A 13,404-nucleotide genomic window follows, 5' to 3' on the forward strand; every position below is an offset into this window, starting at 1 on the left:
CTGGGAGCTTTTTGCCGTCTTCCCCCGACAGCGTTTATTATCTTACTAAAGCAGCTCGTTTTTGTCAACTGCTTTTGCTCGATTTATGTTGAACTTGTTATTTGTCGTAACTCGCTCAGACACATGTAATACCTTACTCTTTTTGTATTCATTCGTCAAATTAATCATTTTGTTCGTTATTTAAGTAAAATTGATTTCAAATTAGTTTTCACTAATACCTGTCAGACCAGTTTTTTTACTTTTTAGACTAGACCAATTAACCAATTATTCGTAATTTAGTCATTTTAGACACTTTTATTAACAAAAATTTGGGCAAAAAAATTTCGCAAGTTTATTCAACCTGCGAAATCATAACGAAGTACTACTTATTAAATCAAAGTTTCTTCCTTAGTAATCTTTGTCATTCCATTCATATAAGGAACCAAAACTTCAGGTACGGTAACTGTTCCATCTTCATTTTGATAGTTTTCTAAAATTGCGGCCACAGTTCTACCAACAGCTAATCCGGAGCCGTTAAGAGTATGTGCCAAATGCAGTTTGCCATCATCATCACGGTAGCGAATTTGCGCACGACGAGCTTGAAAGTCAGTACAATTTGAGCAACTGGAAATTTCACGATACTTATCTTGGGCTGGCATCCAAACTTCCAAGTCATATGTTTTGGCACTGGTAAAACTGGCATCCCCAGTAGACAAAGCTACAACGTGGTATGGTAAATCAAGTTTTTGCAACAAGTGCTCAGCATTATGAGTTAGTTTCTCTAATTCATCCCAAGAATCTTCCTGCTTGCAAATTTTAACCATTTCAACTTTTCTAAATTCATGCATTCTAATCAGCCCGCGAGTATCACGTCCAGCTGAACCAGCTTCACTTCTAAATGCTGGAGACAATGCAGTTACATTGATTGGCAGCTTCTCACCATGAATAATTTCGTCACGGAAATAGTTAACAAGCGGAACTTCAGCAGTTGGAATCAAAGTTAAATCACGTGGCTTGTCAGGGTTGTCGTTATCAACAATGGTGTACACATCTTCACGGAATTTAGGAAATTGTCCAGTGCCCTGCATTGATTCATCGTTAACCAAATATGGCGGAATTATTTCGGTATAGCCTTCTTTAGTGTTTTCATCTAAGAAGAAGTTAAAAACAGCCCGCTCAAGTAAAGCACCAGCACCTTTATAATAGACAAAACGAGCACCAGAAACTTTAGCTCCTCTGTCCCAATCCAAAATATCAAGATCAGTACCAATATCCCAATGTGCCTTAGGCTTAAAGGCTAACTTAGTCGGTTCATGCCACTTGCGAACTTCTTCATTATAACTTTCATCAGGTCCAATTGGATCAGAATCGTCCGGGAAATTAGGCAGTCTTAACAAGATGTAATCTTGCTTTTCAGTCAATTCAGCAACTTTATCATCAAGTTCCTTAATTTCCTGTCCTACTTCACGCATTTTTTTAACTGCAGCAGAAGCATCTTCTTTGTTTCTTTTAATTTCCGCAATTTTCTTTGAAACTGTATTGCGTTCAGCTTTTAATTGTTCACTGCGGTTCAATTCTTCACGCCGATCGGCATCAATTTTAACCAGTTCATCAAGCTCTTCCGGCTTAACGCCACGTCTGCCAAGCTTATCCTTGGCCCAGTCAAGATTCTCGCGAATCACCTTTATATCCAGCATCTTTTTACCTCCACAAAAAAAGCCAACTCATCCCACAAGATTGGGACGAATTGGCTCATACATGGCTTCGCGGTACCACCCAGTTTCAGCTAAATATTTAGCTGCACTTCATTAAATCGGCGATAACGATGCCGCGTGCCGTGTAATTATTAATTACCCACATTAATGGAATCTGGAAACGACATCTATTCGCTTGCACCAAGATGCGAACTCTCTGAATCAGTCTGAGGATTCCGTGTTTGGATATTATTTTAAGCTATTATGCTTTTTTTAGCAAACAATATTTAATGTTTTTATAATTATTTTTAAAAAATATTTTCTCAAATTTAAATCACTTTTCTCTTTTAAGCCAGTCTGCCTTTTTCAGCAAAAAATAATCTTCCTGATATCGAAATAGTGTACTTACCATACTCATATCAACTGAATAAATATATTTAAAGCCAAGTCGAGTAAGTAAACTTTGTGAGCGAAAATTATTTTTAAAAGTTCCAGCCCAAATTTCAGATTGATTGAGCTTTTTAAACGCATAATTTAAAAGTAAATTTAAGGCTTCAGTCATATAACCTTGACCAGAAAATTTTTTATCAAGTAAAAAACCAATTTCCTTGGTATGTAATAATTCTTCTTCGCTTGTCCCTCTATTATATAGTTCAGCTAAGCCAATTAATTGCTGGGTATTTCTAAGACAAATTGCATAACTATACTTTCTTGCGGCATACTTTCCTGCAGCAACCTCAGCTTCCGCCAGATTGTGATAATGTTCAAAACCAGCTAAACGTCGATAATATTGATCTTGTCCCCATTTCAGCAAAGTAGGTGCATCTGATAGTTTAAAAGGACGCAAATAAATTCGGCTGTCCATTAATGACCAGTCAATCTAAGCAGCCAGTCCATGCCAAATTCCAGCGCAAAACTGTATGCTGCAATAGTCCAGGGTTTGCCCAATATGATAATCCAAAAATAGGTCCAAAATTTCATATCAGTTAAACCTGCCAAAAGACATAAAACATCATCTGGTGCCATTGGAGCCACAATGCAGATTGCAAAAAACCAGTTGAATTTCCGCTGGTTTTTAGTCCACTTCATATATTTATCAAGAGTTTTTTCAGAGACAATATGAAGAATAAAAGGTCTGCCGTAAAAACGTGCTAAAAAGAAGTCAATAATTGATCCAATACAAATTCCCACGTAGTTGTAAATAAAACCAGCTACAGGTCCAAAGAAAATAACTCCACCCAAAAGTGAAACGCCACCAGGAATAATAGGAATAACAACCTGAATTATCTGAATCAAAACAAAAATAATCGGTCCGATTATTTTCTTGTCAGCCAAATATGCTTTCATTTTGGCTTGACTGGTAAATATTCCCAATCTATACCAATATATACATAACAAAATGATAATAATCCCGCTGACAACGGTCAAGATATTAATCAGTCTTCGACTAGCTTTAGCAGACAGATGCATAGCTTACCTCCAATGTTAAGCCTAATTTTACCAAAAAATAAGCATAGTGATTACTTTTTAAGTCATTAAATAATAATAATTAAAATTTTTTAATTATTTTTTCTTAAAGTAAAAACAAATTGGGTTTTTAGCAAAAACCGACCTTTAATTACATTATAATGGATATTAAAAATACAATTTTTGGGAGGAAAATCGGATGGCAGAAATTATCAATGATGTCACTTATGATGAACAAAGAAAACTTAAGGCAGATATTTATAAGCCGGACAAAGTCGGTTTTGGTGACAAAATATTGCTGTTTTGGCATGGTGGTGGCTGGTTTCGGGGAGATAAAAACAGTATTAAAGACTTATGTCAAAAAATTTCTGATAAAGGTTTTACTGTTTTTGCACCTAACTATTCTCTTGCTCCACAGCATACTTTTCCAGCCGCACACCAAGACAGTATTAACTTTGTTAAATGGCTAATGCAAAGCGATTATGTAATTAATAAAAAAGTTGACATTACTCAAATTGGTGCCAGCAGTGGTGGCACCATGGCACTAAATATTGCAGGCAAGTATGGTTTCCCAACAGTGACATGGTCTGCTCCTGTCAGTTATTCTGCTTGGATGAAAGACCACCAGAACGTCATACCTGCAGTTGATGGTCATAAAGAACTAGGCCTGAGCAACCAACATGATATTAACAACGCTTTTTATAAATATTTTACTTTAGCATATGCAGGCTCTGAAGATGAAATGGCGTTAAAAAGGATTGACGCAGATTCATATGATTACAGCAATCTACAACAATTATTAATGATCAATTCTGCAGACGAGTTGGCACCTATTAGATATTTACTTAATTTTATTGACTTTTTGGCTCAAAATAATCACGCTATAGACCTTAAACTAATAGCGGGTAATCGGCATGCAATGACTTATGCTGCTCAGTATTTAGAGGAATCATTAACTTATCTTTTAAATGCAATAAAATAAATCTTTATTTTTACTTACTAATTATTAGTAAAATATTCTATATGTGCTATAATGATTAATGAAAACGGTTTATATTGATTTTGAGAAAAATCTATCCTGATTAAAATTTAAGGAGATAATATTATGGCTAAATATCAATCTATTAATCCATATACTAATGAAACTTTTGCCAGCTATGACAATCCTACAGCTGAACAAATTGAAGACGCTTTAAACTTGACCAATGCACTTTACCACAAGTGGCGTAATGAAGGCCCTGAAACCCGAACAGCAACATTACACAAAGTAGCAGACGGTTTAAGCAAGCATAAAAAAGAAATGGCAGAAATCATGACTCGTGAGATGGGCAAAATGATTGGAGAATCTGAAGGTGAAGTTGATCTTTGTGTATCTATTTGCGATTACTTTGCCGACAAAGGTCCTGAATTGTTAAAACCAGAACCAATTGATTCCAAATTAGGCGATGCATATTACCTAAAGCAGGCAACTGGCGTGATCATGGCCTGTGAGCCATGGAATTTCCCTCTTTATCAAGTAATCAGGGTATTTGCTCCAAACTTTATTGTTGGTAATCCTATTATTTTGAAGCATGCCCACAATGTTCCAGGCTCTGCAGCTTTGATTGCTAAAATTATTAAACAGGCAGGTGCTCCTGAGGGAAGTTTGATTAATATGTATCCAAGCTACGACCAACTTGATCAAATGATTGCTGATCCTAGAATTCAGGGCGTAGCGTTGACTGGTTCAGAACGGGGTGGTTCTTCAGTTGCTGAAAATGCTGGTAAAAATCTGAAGAAATCTACTATGGAGCTTGGAGGTAATGATGCCTTCATTATCCTTGATGACGCTGATCCTGAAGTTTTAAAGCAGGCGCTTAGTTCAGCCAGAACTTATAATGACGGACAGGTATGTACTTCTTCCAAACGCATTATTGTTGTTAAGTCTCGCTACGAAGAAACATTGCATGAATTAAAAGAGGTCTTTTCTAGTTTGAAGCCTGGAGATCCACTTGACCCAAGTACTACCTTGCCGCCAATGAATTCGCAGAACGCAAAGGAAAAACTAACTAAACAATTAGATAGTGCCCTTGCGGGAGGAGCAAAAATTTTCTACCAATATCCTGAAATTGATTCAGATGGTGCATTCTTCCGTCCAACTATTCTAACCAATGTTGATCGTGATAATCCGGCATTTGACCAGGAGTTCTTTGGTCCGGTTGCTACTGTTTACGAAGTCGAAGATGAAGACGCCGCTATTGCTTTAGCAAACGATTCTAGTTATGGTTTGGGCTCTTCTGTTATCAGTTCCAACATTAAGCGTGCTCAAAATGTAGCTGCACAAATTGAAACTGGTATGAGCGTAATCAACGGCACATGGATTAGTTCCGGTGAATTACCATTTGGTGGTGTTAAGAAGTCTGGCTATGGTCGTGAACTTAGTGATTTAGGTTTGATGGCATTCGTAAACCAGCACTTAGTAATATCAATGCCAACCAAATAACTCATCACTAAGACATAAATTAAAAAGCTGATAAACTGCGTTACTATATAAGAACGTTGATTTATCAGCTTTTTATTATTGCTTTTGACGGTGACGAAATAAATTATACCCTGTCAGTCCAGTCGTCATCACGCTAGCTAAAATTAAGAAATAAGTTGAAGCGCCAATTGAAACTGCGTATAAAAGCAGTTGACTGGTAATGCTGTGTAAAATACCATGATTAGACAGTGTACTATTAGACATTCTATAAATGATGTAAATTAGAAAAATAGTTTCAATCAAAGAAAGTAAAAATGCGATCAACCTGCTCTTTTTAGAATCTTTCAACGTGTGATAAATGATAAATAGCGGAATCAAAACAATTATTAACCATATTACACAAAGTAAGACACCTGAAAACAGTGTGGCATTTGAAGAAAAAAGTCTGCCAGCAAGTCCAAAGACAACCCTGGTAATTGACATTTTTTGACCGTAAGTCATGTCTAAAACAGATGCACCAGATCCAGTAAATAAAACTATCAGGTTTATTACTGCCACCAAAACAATTAGAAGCTGCACATACGTAAAGTGCTTCTTTACCTGAACATTTTCTTTATATTTCATACCCTTCTGAGCTAATCTGCTTTTCGATTTAACTTTTTCTTTCGATTCAGCCACATCATTGAACATGTTGGAACCCAATTGATTGATTTTTTGTGTTAAGCGCTCATCCACGGTATAACGATCAATTTTTTCTTGACGACTGCAAACAATGTAAAGCCAGACAAGCAATGCAAAAAAGCAAATCCAACCAAAGCTGCGGGAGAAACTCATGAGAATTAGTAAAGCAATTCCCAATAGAAAAACAATCATGCTGTTAACATGAATCCATTGCAACATTCGCTCGATAACCGAATTTTGCTTTTTCGGATAAAATTCTTGCCGGTATACCTTGCGACTGGCTATTTTTTTACCGGCTTCTTCATCTTCATAGTTTGCCTTCTGATGTTGGTCAGTGAAAAAAGTCTCACGGTATTTTTGTAAATCAAAATGGCAGTTAGGACAGGTAACATCCGCATCATTAATGGGACGGCCACAGTTTGGACAAGTAGTCATAAGAAACTTCCTTTAATCAATAATTATTAATAGCTTAATCATAAAACAAAAATAGCGATAAGGAAAACTCTTTATCACTATTTTAATACAGCTTTTTATTGTAAATTTTGAATTTGTTCCTTAACCCGTTTTATTTCAGAAATTGAAGTCTGGGAGTCAAGCATTAATTGATCAAGCTTGAATTTGAGCAATTCTAATTCATTATCATTGCTTTTTCTAGACCTTTTCCTTTGGGATGCGGAAGTTATTAAGCATCTGTCCTTAATTTGCCATTTTACAGCTTCAAGTTGCTTGATAAATGCCTGATCGTGCGAGACGAGAATCATGGCAAAGGGATAAGCAGTGACAAATTCGACTAAGGCATTAACCGATGCAATATCTAAAAAGTTAGTCGGTTCATCCAGCAGCAATAAATTATATTGACCTGTAAGTATCTTAGCTAAGTTGAAACACACCAGCTGCCCACCGCTAAGATCACTTATTTTTTGCTGTCCGTATTGACGTAAATGTAGATCACCTAAAACCTGCATAGTTGAACTATCATCAAATATACTGGTAGCAAAAAGAGAATCTAGCAGGGTTTTATCAGTTTGACTAGTAACAATATTCTGGTTAAAATAACCTATTTTCAATTTAGAATTATAAAAACCGGTTAACTGTCTATTCTTGATTTTTTTCAAAAAAACAGTCTTGCCAATCCCGTTTTGCCCAGTTAAAACTACTTTTGAGCTATAAGTAAGATTTGCTTCCTGAGTAATGCTAAACAGCTTTTGACCATATGCATTAACTGGCTGTTTCTCCAGCCGTAATGCCTTGCTTTTAGGTGAAATTGATAAATCAGTTATTGCATTGTTGCCATTTTTTAAGGTAATCGCATAATGCATTTGCGGCTTCTTTATTTCTGCTTTTTCCTTATTGATGCGGTTGGCGAGATTCTTACCTGCTCTTATAACATTATTTACAGTTTTTTGTTTTCCCATTGACTTTGACCGCCAATCAGATGAGGAAAGTCCCTTTTTGTTGTGAGAGAAAGTTCTGGCCTTATTAAAATGCAGATTATAACTTCTCTTTAACTGCTCAAGGTGCTTTTTATTTTGCTCATAAGTCGTTTCTGCCCGTTTTCGCTGATCTTCGCTAAAGCTGCGAAACTCTTCATAAGTCCCTGAGAAATTGTGTACTTCTTTATTTTGAATATACCAGATTGAATCACAAACTTTGTTCAAAAAATTCTGGTCATGACTGATAATTAAACAGGCAATTTTGCTTTTACTTATTAACTTTATTAACCATTGTTGCTGCGTAATATCCAAATTAGAAGTGGGTTCGTCCAAAAGCAGCAAACCGTTAGGCATATTTTTTAATTGTGTGATGGCCTTATTGAGAGCCAGTTTTTCCCTTTGTCCACCGCTCTTATCCCCAGCATCAAGCAATTGTGAAACATAAGCAAAATTACAATTGCTGGAAACCCTACCTTTAAAAGTAAATGAATCTGTTAATTTTTCTTGAGCAAGTATTCGCATTAAAGTTGTTTTACCGGCACCATTGTTGCCAATTAAACCAATTTTTTGCCCAGAATTGATGCTCAAATTTGAGACAGTCAGCAGTTTAGAAGCTGCCACGCCAATTTGTAAATAATCTATTTTAATTAATTCCACTTATAAAACCTCAACGTGCACACATAATACACTAAATAGACTGCAGTTCATTGAATTGCAAAAATTACTCTATCTGCTAAAGTGATTCGCTCTACGTTAGGTTCAAAATTAAAAAAGTGATTAATTATTTAAAACTTTAACGAGAGCTTACTGATTATTTACTTGTCTTGACATTCCAGTATTCCTTACTTTCTGCTTAAAATTTAATTACAAATATTATACTATAATAAATCAACTTTTGTAAACCTGTCAGAAAACATATTTCACTAACAGAAAAAGCTGAAACTCTCTGAATGAGAATTTCAACCTTTTAATTAAGTTCAATTAATTTTTAGCACGCTTATTCTTATGCCAATGAACACCTTCATAGGTCAACTTGACAGCAGCAGACAAAGTGATCGGCATAATAAAGACCAAGATTATCAGTCCGATAATCACTGCCAAGGCCACTTCAATCAGAGTTGGAATCCCTGAAGGGATTAGCGCAGCAAAAGTACCACCTAAAATGATAGCAGCTGAAACTACAACTGTGCCGATAATGCCACAGGCCTTGAGCATTCTTTGACTTGGCTTACCGTCTTCAAGTTCACGATAGCGAGTCATTAAGAAAATACTGTAGTCAACGCCCAGGGCAATTAACATGATGAAGCCAAAGAACGGTGTGTTCCAGGTCAGCATGGATTTGCCTAATGCAGCTTTAACTACCCATTCCGTAATTGATAATGAACAGAAGTAGGCAATCAAAAGAGTACCCAAGATATAAACTGGTTGCAAAAGTGAACGAGTTACAAAAATGAGGGCAATTCCAATACCAATCAACATTATGGCGGCAGTTCTAATAAAGTCTCTGTTGGCAATATCTTTGATGTCAGCAATGTTAGAACTCTCTCCGCCCATTGCTACTGTAGCCTTTTTGAGTCTGGTTCCTGCTAAAGACTTCTTAGCCATTAAACTCAAATCTTGCGCCTTCTTGGTTGCTTTAAGACTACTTGGATTTGACTTAAAGACAATCATAAGCATTGCTGACTTCTTATCAGGACTCAGGTAATTTTTAATTGAGGTTTGGAAAGTATCGTTTTTAATAAATTCCTTCGGGATATAGAAAGTATCTGCGGCTGAGGAACTAGCTAAACCATTAAGATAAGCTGCACCTTGACCAAGTCCACTATTAACTTCATCTACCCCATTGGTAATCTTAGGTGTACTTGAAGCCAATTTCCCTGCACCAGTATTTAGTTGACCAACACTGGAATTCAATTGGCCAATGCCTGAGCTTAATTGACCAGTACTGGAATTAACTTGACCAATACCTGAGCTTAATTGACCTGCACTGGAATTAAGTTGACCAATGCCGCCATTTAGAGTAGAAGCACCGCTATTTAATTGACCAGAAGCAGTAGTCAATCTGCCGACACCAGATTGAAGCTGACCCATTTGGCCAGATACATCTGGCATTGAAGCAGAGGCTTCTGCCCATGATTTTTCTAAAGCAGCACCAGCAGCTTGCATGGCAGCCAACTTCTGTTGCTGAGTTAAACCGGGTATACTATTAATACTCTTTGATAGGTTAGCTTTATAGCTCTTTTCTAAAGCAGCCTTAGTATTTTTCTGCGCATTTGCGATACCAGCACTGCCACTTGCCAATTGAGAATTCAACTGGTTAAGGCCACTGGTCATTTGCTGGGTTCCGCTCTGCAGACGACTTGCACCACCTTGTAGTTGACCAGTACCATTTTGCAAACGGCTGGCACCATTTTGCAGCTTACCCGTACCAGCTTGCAATTTGCTTGCGCCATCTTGGAGTTGACTAGTACCATTTTGCAACTGGCTTGTTCCATCAGCCAACTGACTTGCACCCGCAGTAACTTTTTTGCTTGCCTTACTCAATTTACCTAAACCTGCACGTGCTTGGTCAACACCTTGGTTGACAGTATTTAACTGGTTATTGACGTAAAGCTGATCAATGCTTTCACCATAAGGCTGAGTTACAGAAGTGACAAAAGCCACATCTCCAGATGCCTGGAGTTGTCTGGTTAATTGATCAATTAACCGCAAATCTGCTTCATTATCAAGTTTATGGTTACTCTTAATATAAAGTGTTGAAGGTTCAGCCATCCCTTTTGAAAAGTGATCTTCGACAACGAGCATCCCTGCTTTAGCTGAAGTACTATTATCAATCTCATCAGTGTCATCATAATTCAAGTGACCAGTATACATAAGACCAAAAGGAAGCACAACCACAGCTAATACAATTAAGTAAATAATTGGGTGAGCAAGTGTCGCTTTGGAAATACCATGCCATAATTTATCTTCATGCTCACCGGTAAACTTCTTCACTGGCCAGAACATTTTTTCTCCCAAAACAGCCATGAAGAAAGGATTGAGTGTCAGCAGCACTATTAACAAAACTGCTACACCGACCGCAACACCAACTGCTGAGCGATAAATTGAAAAGTTAGCTAAACTCAGTGCCGAAAATCCAATTAAGATTGAAGAACCGGAATACAGAATGGTTTTACCAGCGACTTTTAAGGCACTATTCATCGCTTCATAGCGATTTATTCCTTTACCGAGGTCTTCTTTGAACTTGTCATACAAAAGGATGTTGTAGTCCGTACCAATTCCGAATAACACAATAATCATAAAGACTTGTGTAAAGTTAGAAAACGGGAAGTTCTGGTATTTAACTAAGTTAGTAACAATCGCAAACGATGTGATAAAGGAAACCCCCACAGTCAGCAATGAAATCAGGGGTACTATTGGTGACCTGAAGACAATCACTAACACGATGAAAATAAAGATAACAGTAATTACTTCTGTTTTCTTAATTCCCTCTTGAATAGCATTTGAAAAGGCATTTTGTAAAACATCAGCACCAGTAACGTAAGTTCTGATGCCGGCAGTTTTGACTACTTTATTCAACTCAGCCTCAACATCATTAACCGGTCCGTGCTTTTTAGCCACATTCAACTGCATTATCCAGGTTGTATTATCCTTTGACTGCAGCTTTTTCTTAGTAGCAATATTATCATCTGGGCCTAAAATCATTTTTATGCCGTATTGATCCTGATCATTTTTCAATCTGTCAATAGTTTCATTAATGGCATTCTTATCATCGGAAGTCAGTTTGCCCTTTTGCTTATTAAAGACCACTGCAATCTGATAGGTATCTTTTTGTTTAGGACCCCAATCATTTTGGATTGATTTTGCGACTTCACTTTGAACATCAGACGGTAAGGAAATATTTGAGTGCTCACGGGTTAACCCTGTAACGTCCGGCAAAGCCACAACAGAAATAATTAAAATTAAAATCCATGCAATTAACGAGAAAATATGATTTTTTACTAGTTTATGCACTCTGATTTTCCTTTCTATTTTTTTGCAATAATTTCTTGGGCTGAACCAATTGAATAATTAATTCATGATAACCTTGGTCAGCCTCTTCACTAGTTTCTTCTGTAAATGAATCAGACACATCTAAAAAAACGTATCCTAGTACTGCTCCAATTAAGGAATGGAGCGAAACCGTGCTGTCACTTCTCAAATTTAGTTTGTCAGCCAAAGCTATTATCTTTAAAATTTCTTGAGTAATAGCATCGTCTTTTTGGTACTCATTCAGATGGTAGAGAATACTAATTAATGCAGGATCGTCCAAAATAAAATCACGGACGATATCCGCAAATTTAAGTAAAGCCTCTTCACCCGAAATTCCGATCAAATTATCAACTAATTTTTTACCTAAAATTTTAATTCTGCTTGCACCGACAAGCGACAACAATTGCTTTCGACCTGAAACATAATGGTAAAGTGACTGTGAACGAACGCCTAACTCTTTGGCTAGGTTCGGCAGAGTGGTCGCGGAAAGTCCCTTTCGTCCAATCAGCTCCGTCGCCTTCGCAATCACCTTATCTAAATCAAGGCTTCTTTTTTTAACCAATTTCACCCCTCCTTCTGACAGCATACTGAATAATATATCACTACAACATGAAGAATACAATCTACATGATGTAAATTATTTTATATTAATAAAAAAGCCCTAAAACATAGTTTTTATTAGGGCCAAAAATTTAAGATTTGGTAAAGTATACGTCAAAAATGTTATTTAAAAAAGCTGTTGACTGCCTTTCCCAGTTTAACAAAATCATGGTCATTATTGCTCCAAACGCTGACGCAATACGCATTACCATTAGACTGGACAAGTGCAACATTGGCTTTACTATCCCCAATAGCATAAATTAAACCCTTGCTATTACGGATAATCTTGGGCTTAGTTTTGTTAGCATTCAGTGCTCCTAAAACTTGATTGGAATATTGTCTGCTTAAAATCTGATCATGATATAGACTCACCATAATTTTATTCAAATCATTTGCAGTAGTATAAGCTGCTGGTTTAGCTGAAAGTTTTCCTTTAATGGCAGTATCTTCAGCGCCAGTTCTTCTGATAATTGAGTTGACTTTTGCAGGCTTAACTACGCGCAACAAAGCGTTGGCCGCAGTTTTGTCACCTTGCATCATTAATTGCTTCAAATAAGTTGCATTATACGCAATTCCTTTTTGAAGGACCTTTTCACCTTTAACGTGATCTGCTTTTTTAATTTTGACAGCTTTATTTATATTTAACTTCCCTTTTTGTTCTTGATAAGTTAAAGCAACAAGCAAAAATAAGCGACTAATAGTATTTACACCATGTCTTTGGCTAGTGTTAGAAACACGGGCAAATTTATTATTATTGAGATCTTGAACACAAACTTGATAGCTCTGATCCTTTCCCATCACCTGTACAATTTTTTCAGCCCATTTTTTCTCACTGCCGGAAGCAATTTTAATGTGATTTGGATACTCCATAGTCGCAATTTTTGGTTCACGGGCAGAGTTTTTTCCTTTTTTATTTTTGACAACTTGTTCCTGTCCTTGACTCACAATTTTCAGGCTGCTGTTCTCTACTTTTTTAAGATTGACAGAATAGAGCATAAAAGCAATAAGTGCTGTGATTAATGAGCCTATCAAAACTTTATTTTTCATTTATTTGCCT

10 protein-coding genes are annotated in these 13,404 nt (G+C 36.7%); 2 read left to right on the forward strand and 8 right to left on the reverse strand.

Going from position 1 to position 13,404, the window contains the following annotated elements; translation table 11 throughout:
• Positions 1-368: 368 nt before the first annotated feature.
• The 3 genes from serS to H3T43_RS08610 all read right to left on the reverse strand — a co-directional run bounded on the left by serS (position 369) and on the right by H3T43_RS08610 (position 3,143).
• Complete coding sequence (gene serS / locus H3T43_RS08600; RefSeq protein WP_198213972.1) at positions 369-1,676, reverse strand: serine--tRNA ligase; 1,308 nt, start codon at positions 1,674-1,676, stop codon at positions 369-371.
• Between the two features lie 331 nt (positions 1,677-2,007).
• The gene (locus H3T43_RS08605) at positions 2,008-2,538 is read right to left on the reverse strand and encodes a GNAT family N-acetyltransferase (RefSeq protein WP_198213974.1); all 531 of its coding nucleotides are present in this window, start codon (positions 2,536-2,538) and stop codon (positions 2,008-2,010) included.
• Positions 2,538-3,143: a TVP38/TMEM64 family protein gene (locus H3T43_RS08610; protein WP_034978773.1), complete on the reverse strand. Its 606-nt coding sequence runs from the start codon at positions 3,141-3,143 to the stop codon at positions 2,538-2,540. The genes H3T43_RS08605 and H3T43_RS08610 overlap by 1 nt, the downstream gene beginning before the upstream one ends.
• Positions 3,144-3,339: 196 nt before the next feature.
• On the opposite strand from H3T43_RS08610, the gene H3T43_RS08615 reads away from it, so the two are divergent.
• Both H3T43_RS08615 and H3T43_RS08620 read left to right on the forward strand, forming a co-directional pair.
• A complete protein-coding gene (locus tag H3T43_RS08615; protein ID WP_198213976.1) occupies positions 3,340-4,122 on the forward strand; it encodes an alpha/beta hydrolase in 783 nt (260 codons plus the stop codon).
• Positions 4,123-4,245: 123 nt separating this feature from the next.
• Entirely contained in the window at positions 4,246-5,622 is a 1,377-nt protein-coding gene (locus H3T43_RS08620; protein ID WP_198213978.1) for an NAD-dependent succinate-semialdehyde dehydrogenase, read from the forward strand.
• A 75-nt stretch (positions 5,623-5,697) separates the two neighbouring features.
• Here the strand turns inward: H3T43_RS08620 and H3T43_RS08625 are convergent, their stop codons facing one another.
• The 5 genes from H3T43_RS08625 to H3T43_RS08645 form a co-directional block, all read right to left on the reverse strand.
• Positions 5,698-6,717, reverse strand: a complete 1,020-nt coding sequence (locus tag H3T43_RS08625) for a zinc ribbon domain-containing protein (protein ID WP_198213980.1) — start codon at positions 6,715-6,717, stop codon at positions 5,698-5,700.
• A 95-nt stretch (positions 6,718-6,812) separates the two neighbouring features.
• Entirely contained in the window at positions 6,813-8,372 is a 1,560-nt protein-coding gene (locus H3T43_RS08630; protein WP_198213982.1) for an ATP-binding cassette domain-containing protein, read from the reverse strand.
• A 324-nt stretch (positions 8,373-8,696) separates the two neighbouring features.
• Positions 8,697-11,729 carry an MMPL family transporter gene (locus H3T43_RS08635; RefSeq protein WP_198213984.1) on the reverse strand — a complete coding sequence of 1,011 codons (3,033 nt, stop codon included), beginning with the start codon at positions 11,727-11,729 and terminating at the stop codon, positions 8,697-8,699.
• Positions 11,722-12,309 carry a TetR/AcrR family transcriptional regulator gene (locus tag H3T43_RS08640; RefSeq protein WP_045927562.1) on the reverse strand — a complete coding sequence of 196 codons (588 nt, stop codon included), beginning with the start codon at positions 12,307-12,309 and terminating at the stop codon, positions 11,722-11,724. Before H3T43_RS08640 ends, H3T43_RS08635 begins: the two co-directional genes overlap by 8 nt.
• Before the next feature lie 161 nt (positions 12,310-12,470).
• Positions 12,471-13,394 carry a serine hydrolase gene (locus H3T43_RS08645; protein ID WP_198213986.1) on the reverse strand — a complete coding sequence of 308 codons (924 nt, stop codon included), beginning with the start codon at positions 13,392-13,394 and terminating at the stop codon, positions 12,471-12,473.
• Between the last annotated feature and the right edge of the window lie 10 nt (positions 13,395-13,404).

It is taken from the genome of Lactobacillus sp. M0396, assembly GCF_016101625.1.
Classification (GTDB): domain Bacteria; phylum Bacillota; class Bacilli; order Lactobacillales; family Lactobacillaceae; genus Lactobacillus; species Lactobacillus huangpiensis.